This is a genomic window from Noviherbaspirillum sp., assembly GCF_035944575.1.
GTDB lineage: Bacteria > Pseudomonadota > Gammaproteobacteria > Burkholderiales > Burkholderiaceae_D > Noviherbaspirillum.
This window is the reverse complement of the sequence record NZ_DASZBA010000092.1, coordinates 1-17,743: the sequence shown is the minus strand read 5'-3', so window position 1 is coordinate 17,743 and position 17,743 is coordinate 1. Positions and strand designations below refer to the sequence as shown.

Genomic DNA, 17,743 nt, shown 5'->3' with positions numbered 1-17,743 from the left:
GCCGACCCGAGCCTTGGCCTGATCACCGGCGTGGCCATCATCGCGCATGAAATCCCGCAGGAAATCGGTGACTTCATCGTGCTGCTCAACGCCGGCTTTTCACGCACCCGGGCTTATGTCTACAACCTGCTATGCAGCCTGATGGGCGTGGTCGGCGGCCTGGTGGGTTATTTTACGCTGGAACAGGCCAGTGACTGGATCCCGTATGTGCTCGTGTTCGCGTCGTCCGGATTCATCTACATCGCCGTCAGTGATCTGATGCCGCAGATGCAGCGCCGGGCAACCATGCGCGAGACGATTCCGCAGATATTGTTAATCGCTGTCGGCGTGGCGATCGTGGTTTTTCTCACCAGTCAGTCGCACGCGCATTAAGGCTGCTGCGTGATAAAAGACCGCCGCATGGTTTCCTTCTTCTCCCAGGGGGTAGGAGGATGAGGCCGGATTACCGGATGAAGCAGCTCGCCTTCGGCCCGATAAACTTCAATTTCCCGTCGCCACCGGCCTTGACGGATCGGCACACCATTCACTCCACGACCCCGGATACAGCGCAGCGCCCGGCAGCCCGGCTACCTCCAGTGCAAGAAGGTTGTGGCACGCCGTTGCGCCGGACCCGCATTGCATGATCGCGGCCTCTGGTCTATCGATCAATGCGCCGAACTCGGTGCGCAATTGCTCCGCCGTCTTGAAGCGCCCATCACCTTGCAGGTTGTCCTTGAAGAAGCGGTTCTTCGCTCCGGGAATATGGCCGCCGACCGGGTCGAGCGTCTCGTTCTCGCCGCGAAACCGGTCCGGTGCGCGGGCATCGATCACGGTGCGCTCGTTGCTCGAAAGATTGTTCAGCACCGCATGTACGTCAACGGTTGTCACGATGGAAGGGCGCATGCCGGCGTTGCCTCGCGGCTTTCCGACGGCAGCGGTCGACAAGGTTGATCCCTGTGCCTGCCAGGCCGGCAATCCGCCATCCAGCACTGCGACCGCCGCATGGCCGATCCAGCGCAGCATCCACCACAATCGCGCCGCGAACATGCCGCCCTGCGCATCATAGACGACCACCTGCGAGTCGTCGTCGATGCCCCAGCCACGAACTTTTTCCATGAAGGCGTCACGGCTCGGCAGAGGATGGCGGCCGCGGAATTCGCCGTTCGGCCCGGGGCTCTTGTCCGACATGTCGGTGTCGAGGCTGGCAAAGGCGGCGCCTGGAATATGCCCGGCGGCATACGCGGCACGTCCGGCGTCGGGATTGACGAGGTCGTGGCGGCAATCGATGACAACCCATTTCGGGTTGTCGAGATGTTTCGCAAGGTCGGCGGCGGAAATCAGGGTGGTGTTGGGCATGTCGTTTCCTATGCTTCGTTGGAGATCCGGTCGTCGGACTGACCTGTGGCCTTCGTGGCCGATGTCTTTTCCGGCGGGATGGCATTTCGGGCATTGTAATAGGTAGCGGCGACGCCGCTGACGAGGATCACGCCGATGCCGGTCCAGCCGAGCCAGTTCAACAGGTCACCCCAGATCAGGATGCCCCATACGCTGGAAAATACGATGCCGGTGTACTGCAGGTTGGCGGTCACCAGGGTCTTTCCGAGGCGATACGCGCGGGTCAACGCCATCTGGGCGACGGTTGCCGTCACGCCGATGGCCAGCAGAAGTGCGATGCCGGTTGCTTCATGACGGTGCCAGGCTTCGCCGCTGTTGCCCATGAATCCGGGTCCGGCCAGCGTGCCCAGCAATCCGGCGACGACCCCGGTCAGCGAAAAATAAAATACCACCCGGTATTCCGGTTCGCCGAGCTGGCCCAGCGTGCGCACCTGCAGATAAGCAAGGGCGGACAGAATGCCTGATGCAAGACCGACCAGCGCCGCGAACCAATGGTCCGCCTGCACCGACGGCTGCAGCAGCATCGTCACGCCGATAAAACTCAAGCCGACGGCGGCCGTAAGGCCCCATTCGAAACGCTTTTCGCCGCGCCACCAGCCGAGGGTGAACAACATCGCCGCAATCCATATCGGCGCCATGTAATTGAGGGTGATGGCGGTGGCCAGCGGCAGCTTCCCGATGGAATAGAACCAGAACCATAGTGCGGTAACGCCCACCGTGCCGCGCCAGAAGTGGTGCCAGGGCAGCGAGGTCTTCAGCGTGCCTCCCTGCATCAGGGTCAGGCCATAGATGAAGATGACGCCGATGATGCCGCGGTACATCACGATTTCGCCGGTCGAATAGGTGTCGGATGCCAGCTTCACGCAGACGCCCATGATGGAAAACATAAAGCTGGCGAACAGCATCCAGAGTGACTGCATGGGATTGGAGAGTCGAGAATGCACGGCGCCGATGCATCGAACGCCGGCTGCAACAGTGAAATTGAAAAAGGAAAGGCGCGCAAGCGCCTTCCCGGATTGCATGTCAGACAGGAATCTGGCGCCGGTACCACTCGTGGAAATGCTGCATGCCGTCTTCCATCGGCGACTGGTACGGACCGACTTCGCTGGTGCCGCGCTCCATCAGGATGCGGCGTCCGGCGTCCATGCGCATGCCGATCTCGTCATCCTCGATGCAGGTTTCCATGTAAGCGTCGCGTTCCGCCTCGACAAATTCCCGCTCGAACAGGACGATCTCTTCCGGATAGTAGAACTCCACCACGTTGAGCGTTTTCTGCGGACCTTTCGGCCAGACGGTCGACACCGCCAGCACATGCGGATACCACTCCACCATGATGTTCGGGTACAAGGTCAGCCAGATCGCGCCGTGAGGCGGCGGTACGCCGTTGCGGAACTTGAGCACCTGCTCCTGCCATTTGCGGTATTTCGGCGTGCCCGAGCGTGACAGTGCATGGTTCACGCCGACCGTCTGCACGCTGTAGCGGTCGCCGAATTCCCAGCGCAGGTCGTTGCAGGTGACGAAGCTGCCCAGGCCCGGATGGAAGGGTTCGACGTGATAATCCTCCAGATAGACTTCAATGAAGGTTTTCCAGTTGTAATCGCACTCGTGCACTTCGACATGGTCGAGCATGTAGCCGGTGAAATCGAGATCCTTTGCGACGCCAAGGCCGGACATGATGCGCGCCACGTCGACACCGTTCTGCTCGAACAGCAATCCGTTCCAGTTTTGCAGCGGCGTCCTTGACAGGTTCATGCACGGCGTCTCGCCGAAATGCGGCGCGCCGATCAATTCGCCCTTGAGGTCATAGGTCCAGCGATGCAGCGGGCAGACGATATTCTGTGCGTTGCCGCGACCGTCGAGCATCTTGGCCTGACGGTGACGGCATACGTTCGACAGCAGTTCGATGCCCTGCGGATTGCGCACCAGCATGCGGCCTTCGTTTTCCCATGCCAATGTGGCATAGTCGCCCGCATTGGGCACCATGAGTTCATGGCCGGCATAGCGCGGGCCCTGATGAAATAACTGCTTGATTTCCTTTTGCAACAGCACGTCGTCGAAATAGACGTTGACCGGAAGTTGCGCGTTGGATCGCGCGAGCTTGGCAAGTTGAGCCAGATCGGACATCCCCACCCCCAAATTAATTTGCACCAACCTAAGAGAGAAAGAATCCGCAAAAACCTGTATTCAAGAAAAAAATGATACGGAAATTTTGGACAGAACGGCGGATTATACCCCACCCCTCACATTGTCACAGGAACAGCACTCCTCCTTGCGGATTGTCCATCCTGCAAGCGAAAAAGCCGGAAGCGCGGAGCAATATGTTGAAATATTTGCAATGAATGCTTGCAAGATCGACCGGCAGCCCGCATTCCGATTGCCCTATCTCAACTCCATAAGATGGTTTGTTCTAAAATAAGCGGCTAAACTTCATCATGGCCAATATGTCAAAGAAAACCCCTTCCGCCGCACAGCCTGCGTCGTTCGAGGAAGCGATGGCTGAGCTGGAACAGCTGGTCGCCCGGATGGAAGCAGGTGAGCTGCCGTTGGAAGCCTCCGTTGCCGCCTACAAGCGTGGCTCCGAACTCGTCAAGTTCTGCACTGGCCAACTCGACAAGGTCGAAAACCAGGTCAAGGTACTCGAAGGCGATATGCTCAAGCCGTTTGCCGCCTATTCCGATGACGACACCGGCGACGAGGCCGACGAATGATCTTGCAATCGGCGTTTCTCGACTGGATGAAGAGCGTCCAGTCGATCATGGAAGATGCGTTGAGCGTCATGCTGCCGGACCAGCGCGAAGCGCCGCAACGACTGCATGAGGCAATGCGCTACGCGGCGCTCGATGGCGGCAAGCGGGTCCGTCCGCTATTGGTATTCGCAGCCGGCGAGCTGTTTGGCGCCCGCAGGGAAGACCTGATGCGCGCCGCATCCGCAGTTGAAATGATTCACGTGTATTCGCTTGTGCACGACGACATGCCATGCATGGATGACGACGCACTGCGGCGCGGCAAGCCGACCGTGCATGTCAAATACGACGAGGCCACCGCCTTGCTGGTCGGCGATGCGCTGCAGGCGCAGGCATTCCTGGTCCTGTCGGACGGCGACGGCGATGCCGCCCGCAAGCTTTCCATGGTCCGGATGCTGGCCGAGGCTGCCGGTTCTGTCGGCATGTGCGGCGGCCAGGCGATTGACCTCGACAGCGTCGGACTAAGTCTTACCCAGCCTGAGCTGGAGCGTATGCATCGCATGAAAACCGGTGCGCTGCTGCGCGCATCGGTGCTGCTGGGCGCCGTGTGCGGCAAGGCGCTGTCGGACGCCGAGCGCGCATCGCTGGAGGCGTATGCGGATGCGGTCGGCCTGGCGTTCCAGGTCGTCGACGATGTACTGGATGCAACCGCCGATTCGGCTACGCTCGGCAAGACCGCGGGCAAGGATGCGGCGGACAACAAGCCGACTTATGTATCGATTCTGGGTTTGGAAGAATCGCGGAATCTGGCGGAAAAATTGCGCAATGACGCCCACCGGGCGCTCATGCCGTTCGAACAAGAAGCACGGCGCTTACGCGACCTCGCGGACTTCATCGTGCAGCGGAAGGCTTAGTATGAGCATGGATTTGTTAAAGAAGATTGATCTCCCCGCCGACCTGCGCAGACTCCCGCGCGCACATCTCAAGCCACTGGCCGACGAGCTGCGTGCCTACCTGCTCGACTCGGTGTCGCAGACCGGCGGGCATCTGTCGTCGAACCTCGGCACGGTGGAGCTGACCATCGCGTTGCACTATGTATTCAATACGCCGGAGGATCGCATCGTCTGGGATGTCGGTCACCAAACGTATCCGCACAAGATCCTGACCGGCCGGCGCGACCGCATGAACACGCTGCGCCAGCTCAACGGCATCTCCGGTTTTCCGCGCCGTGTTGAAAGCGAATACGACACCTTCGGCACCGCGCATTCGTCGACCTCGATTTCCGCCGCGCTCGGCATGGCGCTGGCCGCGCGGAGCAAGGGCGAGACCCGCCACGCGATCGCCGTCATCGGCGACGGCGCGATGACGGCCGGCATGGCATTCGAGGCGATGAACAATGCCGGCGTCTATAACGACATCAACCTGCTGGTCATCCTGAACGACAACGACATGTCGATCTCCCCGCCGGTCGGCGCGCTCAATCGCTATCTCGCGCGCCTGATGTCGGGCAAGTTCTATGCGGCCGCCAAGAATGTCGGGAAGTCGGTGTTGCCCGGCCCGATGCTGGAACTGGCCAAGCGGTTCGAGGAACATGCGAAAGGCATGGTGGTGCCGGCCACGATGTTCGAGGAATTCGGCTTCAACTACATCGGCCCCATCGACGGTCACGACCTCGATTCACTGGTGCCGACCCTGCAGAACCTGAAGAATCTGAAGGGGCCGCAGTTCCTGCACGTGGTGACCAAGAAAGGCCAGGGCTACAAGCTGGCCGAAGCCGATCCCGTGCTCTACCACGGCCCGGGGAAATTCAACCCGGCCGAAGGCATCAAGCCGGCCGCCGCAGGCAAGCAGACTTATACCCAGGTGTTCGGCAATTGGCTATGCGACATGGCGGCGCAGGACAAGCGACTGGTGGGCATTACCCCTGCGATGCGTGAAGGTTCCGGCATGGTGGAGTTCGAGCAGCGCTTTCCGGACCGATATTACGATGTAGGCATTGCCGAGCAGCATGCGGTGACGTTTGCAGCCGGTCTCGCCTGCGAAGGACTGAAGCCGGTTCTTGCCATTTATTCCACGTTCCTGCAGCGCGGCTACGATCAGCTGATCCATGATGTCGCCTTGCAGAATCTCGATGTCACCTTCGCGCTCGACCGTTCCGGACTGGTGGGCGCCGACGGTGCGACGCATGCGGGCAATTACGACATTGCGTATTTGCGCTGCATCCCCAATATGGTTGTCATGGCGCCGTCGGACGAGAACGAGTGCCGTCAGATGCTCTCCACGGCTTTCCAATATAATGGCCCTGCCGCGGTTCGGTACCCGCGAGGCGCAGGCATCGGCGCTGCGATCGAGCCGGAACTTCGCACCCTGCCGATCGGCCGGGGCGAAATCCGTAAGGAGGGCAAGGACGTTGCCATTCTTGCATTCGGCACGATGCTAGCGCCGAGTTTGACGGCGGCGGAAGAATTGAATGCGACGGTGGCGAACATGCGCTTCGTCAAGCCGCTGGACGTGGAACTGGTCAAGCGGCTGGCGCAGACGCACGATGCCATCGTTACCGTGGAAGAAGGCGCGATCATGGGTGGCGCCGGCTCGGCAGTCGCGGAGGCGCTGGCGGAAGCCGGCATCGTGAAGCCAATCCTGCATCTGGGACTTCCGGATCGATTCATTGATCATGGCGATACGGCGCTGTTGCTTGCCGGATGCGGTCTGGATGCCAAGGGCATTGCGGCATCGATACGACAACGCTTTGGCAAGGGCGAACCCCGGCTCGTGGTCAACAACTGACAAGAAACCTGGCAGCCGCATGAGTCGGCGCGACAACCTGAATAGGCATATTAATGAATACCCGTGATCTGAACCTGACTACCATTCCCGATGTGCAAAGCACTGCCGATACCCGCCGGATTGCGATCCAGCGTGTCGGCGTCAAGGGAGTGCGTTATCCGGTCACGATCAGGACCGCTGCGGGCGTGCAGCCGACCGTGGGTACATGGAACATGTATGTGCATCTCCCGGAGGATCAGAAGGGCACGCACATGTCGCGCTTCATCGGGCTGCTGGAAGACAACCGGGCGCCGCTCGATGTCGGCACGTTCAGCAAGCTGATGCACCGGATGGTGGAATTGCTCGAAGCCGATTCGGGTCGTGTCGAATTGTCGTTCCCGTATTTCATCAACAAGATCGCGCCGGTTTCCGGCGTCGAAAGCCTGATGGATTACGAAGTCGGCTTCACCGGCGAAATCAGGGACGGCAAGCTGGAAGTCACATTGAGGGTATTAGTCCCGGTCACCAGCCTGTGCCCGTGCTCGAAGAAGATTTCCGCCTACGGCGCGCACAACCAGCGTTCGCACATCACAGTCAGCGCCTTGCTGGCCGATGAAATGCCGGTGGATGATCTGATCGCAAGGATCGAGGCGCAGGCGTCCTGCGAATTGTATGGATTGCTGAAGCGGCCGGACGAGAAGTACGTGACCGAGCGCGCATACGATAATCCGAAGTTCGTCGAGGATCTGGTGCGCGACGTGGCCGGCATGCTGAATGCCGATGCGCGCATCGCCGCCTATACCCTGGAAGCGGAAAATTTCGAGTCGATCCACAATCACTCGGCGTATGCGGTGATCGAGAAGGACAAGCGGATCAAATAACGGGATGCACCCAATAAAAAAGCGACGCAATGCGTCGCTTTTTTATTGGGTGCTCGGCTTGGCAAGACTCCGCTACGCCACTTTTTTCGTCAGCCCCAGATAGGTATCGATCACCTTCGGATCATTGGCCAAATCGGACGCAGGACCTTCGAGTGCAATGTCACCGGTTTCCAGTACATACGCATAGTCGGCCACCTGCAGTGCCGCGCGGGCATTCTGCTCGACCAGCAGGATCGCAACGCCGGTCTGCTTCAGGCTGACGATGATATGGAAAATTTCTTTCACAATTAGCGGCGCCAGGCCGAGGCTGGGCTCATCCAGCATCAGCAACTGCGGCTTTGCCATCAGCGCACGTCCGATGGCAAGCATCTGCCGCTCGCCGCCCGACAGCGTGCCGGCTTCCTGCCTGCGCCGTTCCTTCAGGCGCGGAAAAAGGCCGAATACGACATCAAGCTGATCGGCATGGTTCTTGTCGCCGGCGCGGTAGCGGCGATAGGCGCCAAGCCGCAGGTTGTCTTCCACCGTCATGCTGGAAAACAGTTCGCGCTTCTCGGGCACCAGCGACATGCCGCGCGCGACCCGCGCTTCGATCGGCACGCCGCGCATATCATGCCCGAGAAGCTGGATGTCGCCGCGCAATGCGCCGCTGGCCGGCATCGCGTCGGCGATCGCATTGAGCATGGTCGATTTGCCGGCGCCGTTGGGGCCGATGACGGTGACGATCTGACCGGCGCCGACGGTGAGGTTGGCGCCGTGCAGCGCCTCAACCTTGCCATAGGCGACATGCAGATCCCTGACTTCCAGTACCGGTGTGGACATGGTGTGTTCCTTCATATCATTCGACGCCGCCGAGATAGGCCTCCAGCACCGCCGGATCCTGCTGCACGTCGGCCGGCAGGCCGGACGCGATCTTGGTGCCGAACTCCATCACCACCAGCCGGTCGGTCAGGTTCATCACGAAGTCCATGTCGTGTTCGACCAGCAGGATGGTCATGCCTTCACCCTTCAGCTTGCGCAGCAGATCAGCCAGCGCCTGCTTTTCCTTGTAGCGCAGGCCGGCGGCCGGTTCGTCGAGCAGCAGCAGGGTCGGGTCGCAACACAGAGCGCGGGCGATTTCGAGGATGCGCTGCTGGCCGAGCGCAAGGCTGCCGGCTTCCTCATAGAGCATGTGGCCGAGTCCGACGCGTTCGAGCTGTGTCTTCGCTTCGAAGAGCAGCGCCTGTTCCTCGGATTTGTTGGCGCGGACGATGCTGGTGAAGATGCCCGCCACATCGCCGTGCGTGCCGCGCAGGTGGGCGCCGATGGCGACATTCTCCAGCACCGTCATGGTCGGCATGAGCCGCACATGCTGGAAAGTGCGGGCGATGCCGTGGCGGACGATGCGGCGTGAGGGCAGGCCGTCGATGCGGGTCAGCTCGCCGTTCACCATGAATCGGATCTGGCCGCCGGTCAATGGCAGCACGCCGGTGACCAGGTTGAACATGGTGGATTTGCCGGCGCCATTGGGACCGATGAGTCCCATGATCTCGCCGGCCTTGACGTCGAACTGCATGTCGTTCACCGCAACCAGTCCGCCGAACTCCTTGCGCGCCCGGTCGATCTGCAGGACGGTAGCACCAGGCGCATGCTTTGCGCGCTTGGGCAGGGCAGCGGCCGAAGCGGGCGCTACCGCCTCCGGCTTGCTTGGAAACCACTTGCGCACAAACGGCCACAGGCCCTCGCGCGCACGCTGCAGCAGCACCACGAGCATGATGCCGAAGACGATGATCTCGAAATTGCCGTTGGCGCCCAGCAGCGCCGGAAGAATCTGCTGCAGCTGGTCTTTCAGCAGTGTCAGCAGGGCTGCGCCGAGGATCGCTCCCCATACGTAGCCGGCGCCGCCGACCACCGCCATGAACAGATACTCGATGCCGGCATTCAGGCCGAAGGGCGTCGGGTTCACCGCCCGTTGCAGGTGAGCGTACAGCCAGCCGGACAGGCAGGCCAGCAGCGCGGCAAATACAAAGATCACGATCTTCATCCAGGTGGTGTTGACACCCATCGCCTCGGCCATCACGCCGCCGCCCCTGAGCGCCCGGATAGCGCGGCCCGGCCTGGAATTGAGCAGGTTCTTGATGGCCAGCAGCGACAGGATCACCGTCAGCCAGATCAACACATACATCTCCCGGCCCAGATCCAGCGTAAAGGACAGGATCGTCACCGGAGGGATGCCTGTCAGGCCATCGTACTTGCCGAGGAATTCGAGGTTGCCGAAGACGTAGTACAGCGACAGGCCCCAGGCGATGGTGCCGAGCGGCAGGAAATGCCCGGACAGCCGCATCGTGATGGCGCCGATGAAGAAAGCCGCGCCGGCGGTGATGACGATGCCGGCCAGCAGCCCGACCCATGGAGAGATGCCGAGTTGCGATGTCAGATAGGCGGTGGCGTAAGCGCCGATGCCGACGAAGGCGGCCTGGCCGAATGAGGTCAGGCCGCCGACACCGGTCAGCAGCACCAGGCCAAGCGCGACGATGGAGTAGAGGCCGATGTAGTTGGCCAGCGTAATCCAGAAAGGGGGCGTGGGCAGGATGGGCAGCAACGCCATGACGGCGAGGAAGGCAAGAAAATAGATGCGCATCATTCCTCTCCCTCGTCGGTATGGCCGGACTTGAGGGAGCGCCACAGCAGAACCGGGATGATCAGGGTAAATACGACTACTTCCTTGAATGCGCTGGCCCAGAACGAAGAATAAGACTCCAGCAGCCCGACCAGCACGGCGCCGGCCGCGGCCACCGGATAGCTTGCCAGTCCGCCGATGATGGCGCCGACGAATCCCTTCAGGCCGATCAGGAAGCCGCTGTCGTAATAAATGGTGGTCAGCGGAGCGATCAGCACGCCGCACAGCGCGCCCATCGCCGCCGCCAGGGTGAACGCAAGACGGCCCGCCTGCGCGGTGCCGATGCCGACCAGCCGCGCGCCGAGGCGATTGACGGCGGTGGCGCGCAATGCCTTGCCGGACAGTGTGCGCTCAAAATACAGGTAGAGTGCGGCGATCAGCGCCAGCGATACGGCGATAACCACGATGCTCTGGCCGGAAATCGCCATCGCGCCGGCTTCGAAACGCGCATCGGAAAATGGCGCGGTACGGGACCCTTCGGCGCCGAAGATGACGAGGCCCATGCCCATCAATGCGAAATGCACGCCGACCGAGACGATCAGCAGGATCAGCGTGCTGGCCTCGGCCAGGGGCTGGAAAGCGAGGCGGTAAACCATCGGGCCCATCGGCACCACGATCGCCAGGGTCAGCAGCACCTGCAGCGCCATCGGCAGCGTCGGACCGGCGAATGTCCTGGTGGCGGCGAAGATGGCAAGAGGGGCCAATACGAAGGCCACCAGCGCGAGCGGAATGCTGCGCGCGGCGGTACGGCGACGTTCAGCCGTACGCATGACGAAGTAGGTTTCCTGGACAAACGTGACGACACCCAGGGCGACCAGCAGCGTCGCGGACTGGGGGAAGATATTCGATTGCATGGCGGCGAGCGTCAATGCGCCGAAGGCGACGAATTCGCCTTGCGGAATGAAGATGACACGGGTGACTGAAAATACCAGTACCAATGCCAAGGACAGCAGTGCGTAAATTGCGCCGCTCGTTATGCCGTCCTGTGCAAGGATGGCTGCAATCGATAGATCCATTTTGGGTCCCGGCAAATGAATTCAACAAGAGGGTATAACAAAACGCGGGAGGCGCACATGGTTTGCGGCATGCGCTTGAAAAAAGGGGAGTGTGGCCACTCCCCTTGCAACGCCACCCGGAACCTTACTTGTTGTCGCTGCCGAGGAGCTTCCATTTGCCGCCGGCGATCTGCACCATCACGCGGGCGCGCTGGTCCAGGCCGAGGTGGTCATTCGGGCCCATGTTTACGATGCCGTGCGACACCGGGAGATTCTTGATGCCTTCGAGCGCGTCACGCAACGCCTTGCGGAATTCCGGTGTGCCCGGCTGCGCCTGCTTCAATGCTTCCGGCGCCGCAGCCGCAAGCAGGCGTCCCGCATCCCAGGCGTGGCCGCCGAAGGTCGACACGGTGCCCGGACCGTATGCTTTTTCATAGGCGGTCTTGTAGGTCATTGCGGAATTCTTGATCGGGTTGGACGCCGGCAGCTGCTCGGCAACCAGCAGCGGTCCCGACGGCAGGAACGTCCCTTCGCAATCCTTGCCGCAGACACGCAGGAAGTCGTTGTTCGCCACGCCGTGCGTCTGATAGATCACACCCTTGTAGCCCCGTTCCTTCAATGCCTTCTGCGGCAGCGCGGCCGGCGTGCCGGAGCCGGCGATCAATACCGCATCGGGGTTGGCGCCGACAATCTTGAGAACCTGGCCGGTCACCGATGTATCGCTGCGGGCGAAGCGCTCGTTGGCAACCAGATTGAGTCTGCGCACTTCTGCCAGCTTCGAAAATTCCCTGAACCACCCTTCGCCGTAAGCATCGGCGAAACCGATGAAGGCCACAGTCTTGATGCCTGCATTGGCCATGTGTTCGGTAATCGCGGTGGCCATGTGCGAATCGTTCTGCGGTGTTTTGAATACCCATTTGCGCCGCGCATCCACCGGCTCGACGATGGCGGCGGACGCGGCCATGGAAATCATCGGCGTCTGCGATTCGGCCGCGACATCGATCATGGCCAGCGAATTCGGCGTCACCGTCGATCCGATTACCACGTCGACCTTGTCTTCGGAGATCAGCCTGCGCGTATTCTTTACCGCCGTCGTCGTGTCGGATGCGTCGTCAAGGACGATGTATTCGACGGTCTTGCCGGCGATTTCCTTCGGCATCAATGCGAATGTGTTTTTCTCCGGGATGCCGAGCGACGCGGCCGGTCCCGTGGCGGACACCGTCACGCCGACCTTGATCTGGGCCGTTGCGCTCGTGGCGAATGCAAGTGACAGTAAGGTGGGCAGCAATGTGCCGATTAGCTTTTTGTTCATGGTCTCGCTCCAAAGTGGAAATTTGATCACGGAGAGATCCTGCTTCCCCGTTCGTTCTGCTACATCACTTTCCTGCCGTTTCCGTACGCGGACATTCCTGCGCGTGGCGGTCTCGTTCTTGCTCCTTATACCTTCGATGCCTCTTTCGATGCTTCTTTTCAGGACAACCCTCCGAAGCGTTCATAAAAATAGGATGCCGCTTCCGGTACGTTATCGTCTTCCGCCTGCAGCGTCATCAGAATATGCTGGTCGGCTTCCTTGTAGGTCAGCTGATAAATTTCATGGCAAAGCTCGTATGCAATGGTGCCGGGCCAGTCCTCCGGCAATAATTCCAGCGGCAGTTGGGGGTCGTGCAACTGCGCGCGCCGGAAAGTGTGGATCAGCAACGTGCGGATCGCAAACGCCTGTTCCGGATCGAGCGTGCGGCGCGACTTCACCAGCTTCAGCAACGGTGCGAAACAATCGATGAAATGACGATAGCCGTCCAGCACCTTGTCCAGTTCCCAGCAGTGCGTCACCAGGTCGCTTAACGGCCTGCTGCTGACCTCGTCCGATGCCGCCGCCGAATACACAAATACCTTTCCGGTAACGTCCAGCCGCGCAAGAATCTCTTCCAGCGCCGCCGCCTTGCCGCCCGGATGCGCGAAGATGCCGGGCGCGATCATGCCGAAACCTTCCCACAGCAGTTCCTTGCGCAGGTTGGCCCGTTGCGAGGCGCTGATGATTTCCGGCGCCGTCAGCAGCATGGTCCAGCGGCCATCCCAATTCAACCCGGTTGGCGCATATATGCGCTTGTACGCGCGCTCGAAGCGGCGCAATCCGGGTGCCGTCAGCGTGTACAGGCTGCGCCTTCCTTCGCGTGATGCCTCCAGCCAGCCTTCCTCCGCCAGCCGGAATACGCTGGTCCGCACCAGCCGGTCGCTGATGCCGAACGGCGCCAGCAGGGCAATCAGGCTGCCCAGCCAGACTGCGCCGCCGCGCGGCGTGATCGAATCGCCGAAAACAGTCATCACCACCGATTTGGAGCGAGGCGGATTGCTGTCCAGAAAATCCTGAATCCATTGATCGATGGAGGCGTTCTTCATTCGAAATAGTGTGTTGCGCGGGGTGCCGTGGTCGTGTGCCGTTTCTTATCGAAATGCATTTATAGCACAACAGTCTTTGACAGGATACGGAAATCAAAAATGATTCAACAAAGACGTTTACATAAATTATTGCGTATCATATTATGGCTTGACGGCCGCATGCCCGCCTGCGAAATCACGCGGCCTGCACGTTGCCGCCTTCAGGAGAATTGCAATGTACGCACAATTGGTCGATACCGGCGCCCGCCAGCTTCGTTCGCTGGAACAGATGTCGCCGGAGGAAAGAGCATTCCAGGAAAGAATCGATGCGGGCATCAAGATCGAGCCCAAGGATTGGATGTCCGAGGGCTATCGCAAGACATTGATCCGGCAGATTTCGCAGCATGCGCATTCGGAAATCGTCGGCCAATTGCCGGAGGGTAATTGGGTAACGCGTGCGCCGACCCTCAAGCGCAAATCCATTCTGCTGGCGAAGATCCAGGATGAAGCCGGCCACGGCCTGTATCTGTACAGCGCGGCGGAGACGCTCGGCGTGTCGCGTGACCAGTTGCTCAATGACCTGCATTCCGGCAAGGCGAAATATTCCAGCATCTTCAATTACCCGACATTGACATGGGCGGACATGGGCGCGATCGGCTGGCTGGTCGACGGCTCCGCCATCATCAACCAGATTCCGCTGTGCCGTTGCTCTTACGGGCCATATGCGCGGGCGATGATCCGCGTCTGCAAGGAAGAATCCTTCCATGCGCGCCAGGGCTACGACATCATGATGGCGATGGCACGTGGCACGCCGGAACAGAAACAGATGGCGCAGGATGCGCTCAACCGCTGGTGGTGGCCGTCGCTGATGATGTTCGGCCCGTCCGACGCCGAATCGGTCAACAGCGCCCAGTCGTCGCAATGGCGCATCAAGCTGTTCTCGAACGACGAGCTGCGGCAGAAGATGGTCGACCAGACCGTGCCGCAGGCAGAGTATCTCGGCCTCACAATTCCCGATCCGGATCTGAAATGGAATGCCGAAACCGGCCACTACGAGTTCGGCAAGATCGACTGGACGGAATTCAACAATGTGCTCAAAGGCAATGGCCCGTGCAACCGCGAACGGCTGCGCACACGGGTGAAAGCCTACGAGGACGGTGCATGGTTCCGTGACGGCCTGAATGCCTACGCCGACAAGCAGGCGGCCCGTCAGGCCGCCTGAATACCTGCGTACAAGTCAACGCATACTGATTGGAGAGTTGCATGAACAAGGAATGGCCGCTGTGGGAAGTGTTCATCCGCAGCCAGCATGGTCTTGCGCACAAGCATGTCGGCAGCCTGCACGCGCCGGACGCCGGCATGGCGCTCAACAACGCGCGCGACGTCTACACCCGCCGCAATGAAGGCACCAGCATCTGGGTGGTAAAAGCCGCCGACATCACGGCCAGCGATCCGTCGGACAAGGCGGCCATGTTCGACCCGGCGAGCAACAAGGTCTACCGGCATCCGACCTTCTTCCCGATGCCGGACGAAGTAAAGAATCTCTAGGACGCGCCATGTCCGATCACAAGTTCCAATATCTGCTGCGGCTCGCCGACACCTCGCTCGTGCTCTCGCAGCGGCTCTCCGAGTGGTGCGGCAAGGGGCCGGCGCTGGAGGAAGACATGGCGCTGACCAATGTCGCGCTTGATCTGCTCGGGCAGGCGCGGCTCTGGTATGCGTATGCCGGTGAACTCGATCCGGCAGGACGTGACGAAGACCAGCTTGCCTACCTGCGCGACGCCCATGATTTCCGCAATCTCCTGTTGGCGGAGCAGCCCAACGGCCATTACGGCGAAACGCTGGCGCGCCAGTTCTACGTCGATGCATGGCACTACTTTTTGCAGACGGCGCTCGTCAAGTCAAGCGACAGGCGCATCGCCGAGATCGCGGAAAAATCCCTGAAGGAAGTCACCTACCATGTGCGGCGCAGCAGCGATCTCATCGTGCGGCTTGGCGACGGAACGGAAAAAAGCCGCGCGATGATGCAGGCGGCGCTCGACGACCTGTGGATGTACACCGGCGAAATGTTCATGGCCGATAGTGTCGAGGAAGCGATGGTCGCCGAAGGCGCAGCGCCGCATCCGGCCGACTTGCGCGGGCCGTGGCTTGCGCATATGAAGGAAGTGTGCGACGAAGCGACGCTGACGATGCCGTCGCCCGACGCCTTCATGCAGAAGGGCGGCAAGCAGGGCAGGCATACCGAGCATCTCGGTTATCTGCTGGCGGAAATGCAATTCCTGCAGCGCGCCTATCCGGGAGCGCAATGGTGAGCGCAACTTGTTCCATCGCGCCGGCGCAGATATGGGAATGGCTGGCCGGTATTCCCGATCCGGAAATTCCGGCAATCTCGATCATCGACCTCGGCATCGTGCGCGATGTTGCGTGGGGAGACGATGGTGAATGCTTGGTCACCATCACGCCGACCTATTCCGGCTGTCCGGCGATGGCCGTGATCGCCGAGGCGGTCACCGAGGCATTGAAAGGCCATGGCGTCGAACGCGTGCGCATCCTGACCCGGCTTTCACCGGCATGGAGCACCGACTGGATGAGCGACGCCGGCAAGGCGAAGCTGAAGGGCTACGGCATCGCGCCGCCGGTGGAACAGGCGATCGACATCACCGGAATCAGCCGCAAGCGGAACACGATGCCGCAAGTGCCTTGCCCCCATTGCGGATCGCGGCGGACGAGCGTCGTCAGCCAGTTCGGTTCCACACCCTGCAAGGCACTGTACCAATGCGTAGACTGCCTGGAGCCCTTTGATTATTTCAAGTGCCACTAAGCGCACGCATGACAGGCGAGGCGACGAACGATGAGTAAATTCCATGCGCTGACGGTAGCCGGTGTGACGAAGGAAACCCGCGATGCCGTCGTGGTGACCTTCGCCGTGCCGCCTGATTTGCGGCAGGCATTCGAGTACAGCCACGGACAGCACCTCACCCTGCGCACGCACATCGACGGCGAAGATGTGCGGCGTTCCTATTCGATCTGTTCGGCCGTGCAGGACAAGTCCCTGCGGGTGGCGATCAAGCGTAATTCCGGCGGCGTGTTTTCCTGCTGGGCCAACGATGCGCTGCGCCCAGGACAGGTGATCGATGTCATGCCGCCGATGGGCCATTTCAACACGCCGCTGTCGCCGGACAATCGCAAGCACTATGTCGGCTTCGCCGCCGGCAGCGGCATCACGCCGCTGATGTCCATCATCAAGACCACGCTGATGGCGGAACCGCACAGCCGGTTTACGCTGTTCTACGGCAACCGGGCATCGTCCACCGTCATTTTCAAGAACGAGCTGGGCGACCTGAAAGACAGGTATCTCGACCGCTTCAACCTCGTCTACGTGATGAGCCGCGAGCAGCAAGATGTCGAACTGTTCAACGGTCGCATCACCGGCGAGAAATGCGAGGATTTTTTCAGGCACTGGATCGATCTGAGCGATGTCGATATCGCATTCATCTGTGGCCCGGAAGACATGATGCAAAGCGTGTCGGCTGCCTTGCAGGCGCATGGCATGCCGAAGTCGAACATCAAGATGGAACTGTTCGCCTCCAGCATTCCGAAACACAAGCATGTGCCGCGCGCGCAGACCTTGCCGGGACGCCAGGAATGCGAAGTCACTTTGATCATCGATGGCCGGCATACCAGCTTCACGATGGAAAAGGACAAGGAATCGGTGCTGGATGCCGGGCTGCGGCAGGGGATTGACATGCGCTATTCCTGCAAGGGCGGAGTATGCTCGACCTGCCGCTGCAAGGTGGTGGATGGCAAGGTAGACATGGATGCCAACTATGCGCTGGAGGATTACGAGATTGCGCGGGGGTTCGTGCTGTCTTGCCAGAGTTTTCCGGTGACGGATAGGGTGGTGATGGATTTTGATCAGGATACGTGAGCGGGGTTTCCAGAGTTCCTTAAAGTAGATTACTTCAAAATTTCCGCCGAATGGTTCCCTCCCCCTTTCAGGGGGAGGGCTAG

At 60.6% G+C, this 17,743-nt stretch carries 18 protein-coding genes; 10 read left to right on the top strand and 8 right to left on the bottom strand.

Annotated features, from left to right (window positions below; all coding sequences use genetic code 11):
• Positions 1–372, top strand: a 372-nt coding sequence (locus VGU61_RS05600) for a ZIP family metal transporter (RefSeq protein WP_326858115.1), incomplete at its 5' end; no start/stop codon positions are given.
• A 108-nt stretch (positions 373–480) separates the two neighbouring features.
• Here the strand turns inward: VGU61_RS05600 and VGU61_RS05595 are convergent.
• The 3 genes from VGU61_RS05595 to VGU61_RS05585 all read right to left on the bottom strand — a co-directional run bounded on the left by VGU61_RS05595 (position 481) and on the right by VGU61_RS05585 (position 3,498).
• On the bottom strand, positions 481–1,335 hold the full coding sequence (locus VGU61_RS05595) for a sulfurtransferase (protein WP_326858114.1): 855 nt from the start codon (positions 1,333–1,335) through the stop codon (positions 481–483).
• Positions 1,336–1,343: 8 nt separating this feature from the next.
• Positions 1,344–2,294 (bottom strand): DMT family transporter, encoded by a 951-nt coding sequence (locus VGU61_RS05590; protein ID WP_326858113.1) that lies wholly within the window; start codon positions 2,292–2,294, stop codon positions 1,344–1,346.
• Between the two features lie 103 nt (positions 2,295–2,397).
• Entirely contained in the window at positions 2,398–3,498 is a 1,101-nt protein-coding gene (locus VGU61_RS05585; RefSeq protein ID WP_326858112.1) for an aromatic ring-hydroxylating dioxygenase subunit alpha, read from the bottom strand.
• Between the two features lie 317 nt (positions 3,499–3,815).
• Between VGU61_RS05585 and VGU61_RS05580 the strand changes: the two genes are divergently transcribed.
• The 4 genes from VGU61_RS05580 to folE2 are packed head-to-tail and all read left to right on the top strand — an operon-like array spanning position 3,816 to position 7,705.
• Positions 3,816–4,082, top strand: a complete 267-nt coding sequence (locus VGU61_RS05580; protein WP_326858117.1) for an exodeoxyribonuclease VII small subunit — start codon at positions 3,816–3,818, stop codon at positions 4,080–4,082.
• Complete coding sequence (locus tag VGU61_RS05575) at positions 4,079–4,972, top strand: farnesyl diphosphate synthase (protein WP_326858111.1); 894 nt, start codon at positions 4,079–4,081, stop codon at positions 4,970–4,972. Before VGU61_RS05580 ends, VGU61_RS05575 begins: the two co-directional genes overlap by 4 nt.
• 7 nt (positions 4,973–4,979) lie before the next feature.
• A complete protein-coding gene (gene dxs / locus VGU61_RS05570; protein ID WP_326858116.1) occupies positions 4,980–6,845 on the top strand; it encodes a 1-deoxy-D-xylulose-5-phosphate synthase in 1,866 nt (621 codons plus the stop codon).
• 53 nt (positions 6,846–6,898) lie between these two features.
• Positions 6,899–7,705 (top strand): GTP cyclohydrolase FolE2, encoded by an 807-nt coding sequence (folE2, locus tag VGU61_RS05565; protein WP_326858110.1) that lies wholly within the window; start codon positions 6,899–6,901, stop codon positions 7,703–7,705.
• Between the two features lie 72 nt (positions 7,706–7,777).
• Here folE2 and VGU61_RS05560 read toward each other — a convergent pair whose 3' ends face one another.
• From VGU61_RS05560 to paaX, 5 genes are all read right to left on the bottom strand, one after another.
• On the bottom strand, positions 7,778–8,524 hold the full coding sequence (locus VGU61_RS05560) for an ABC transporter ATP-binding protein (protein WP_326858109.1): 747 nt from the start codon (positions 8,522–8,524) through the stop codon (positions 7,778–7,780).
• Positions 8,525–8,540: 16 nt separating this feature from the next.
• The gene (locus tag VGU61_RS05555; RefSeq protein WP_326858108.1) at positions 8,541–10,325 is read right to left on the bottom strand and encodes a branched-chain amino acid ABC transporter ATP-binding protein/permease; all 1,785 of its coding nucleotides are present in this window, start codon (positions 10,323–10,325) and stop codon (positions 8,541–8,543) included.
• Positions 10,322–11,377: a branched-chain amino acid ABC transporter permease gene (locus tag VGU61_RS05550; protein ID WP_326858107.1), complete on the bottom strand. Its 1,056-nt coding sequence runs from the start codon at positions 11,375–11,377 to the stop codon at positions 10,322–10,324. The genes VGU61_RS05555 and VGU61_RS05550 overlap by 4 nt, the downstream gene beginning before the upstream one ends.
• A 124-nt stretch (positions 11,378–11,501) precedes the next feature.
• Positions 11,502–12,668 carry an ABC transporter substrate-binding protein gene (locus VGU61_RS05545; RefSeq protein ID WP_326858106.1) on the bottom strand — a complete coding sequence of 389 codons (1,167 nt, stop codon included), beginning with the start codon at positions 12,666–12,668 and terminating at the stop codon, positions 11,502–11,504.
• 158 nt (positions 12,669–12,826) lie between these two features.
• Positions 12,827–13,753, bottom strand: a complete 927-nt coding sequence (gene paaX / locus VGU61_RS05540; RefSeq protein ID WP_326858105.1) for a phenylacetic acid degradation operon negative regulatory protein PaaX — start codon at positions 13,751–13,753, stop codon at positions 12,827–12,829.
• A 214-nt stretch (positions 13,754–13,967) separates the two neighbouring features.
• Here paaX and paaA point away from each other — a divergent pair, with 214 nt between their 5' ends.
• The 5 genes from paaA to paaE are packed head-to-tail and all read left to right on the top strand — an operon-like array spanning position 13,968 to position 17,660.
• Positions 13,968–14,954, top strand: coding sequence for a 1,2-phenylacetyl-CoA epoxidase subunit PaaA (gene paaA, locus VGU61_RS05535; protein WP_326858104.1), 987 nt, complete (start codon positions 13,968–13,970; stop codon positions 14,952–14,954).
• A 41-nt stretch (positions 14,955–14,995) separates the two neighbouring features.
• Positions 14,996–15,280, top strand: coding sequence for a 1,2-phenylacetyl-CoA epoxidase subunit PaaB (paaB, locus tag VGU61_RS05530; protein ID WP_326858103.1), 285 nt, complete (start codon positions 14,996–14,998; stop codon positions 15,278–15,280).
• 8 nt (positions 15,281–15,288) lie between these two features.
• Positions 15,289–16,044: a 1,2-phenylacetyl-CoA epoxidase subunit PaaC gene (gene paaC, locus VGU61_RS05525; RefSeq protein WP_326858102.1), complete on the top strand. Its 756-nt coding sequence runs from the start codon at positions 15,289–15,291 to the stop codon at positions 16,042–16,044.
• Positions 16,038–16,553: a 1,2-phenylacetyl-CoA epoxidase subunit PaaD gene (gene paaD / locus VGU61_RS05520; protein WP_326858101.1), complete on the top strand. Its 516-nt coding sequence runs from the start codon at positions 16,038–16,040 to the stop codon at positions 16,551–16,553. Before paaC ends, paaD begins: the two co-directional genes overlap by 7 nt.
• A gap of 30 nt (positions 16,554–16,583) precedes the next feature.
• Positions 16,584–17,660 carry a 1,2-phenylacetyl-CoA epoxidase subunit PaaE gene (gene paaE / locus VGU61_RS05515; RefSeq protein WP_326858100.1) on the top strand — a complete coding sequence of 359 codons (1,077 nt, stop codon included), beginning with the start codon at positions 16,584–16,586 and terminating at the stop codon, positions 17,658–17,660.
• Positions 17,661–17,743: the final 83 nt, after the last annotated feature.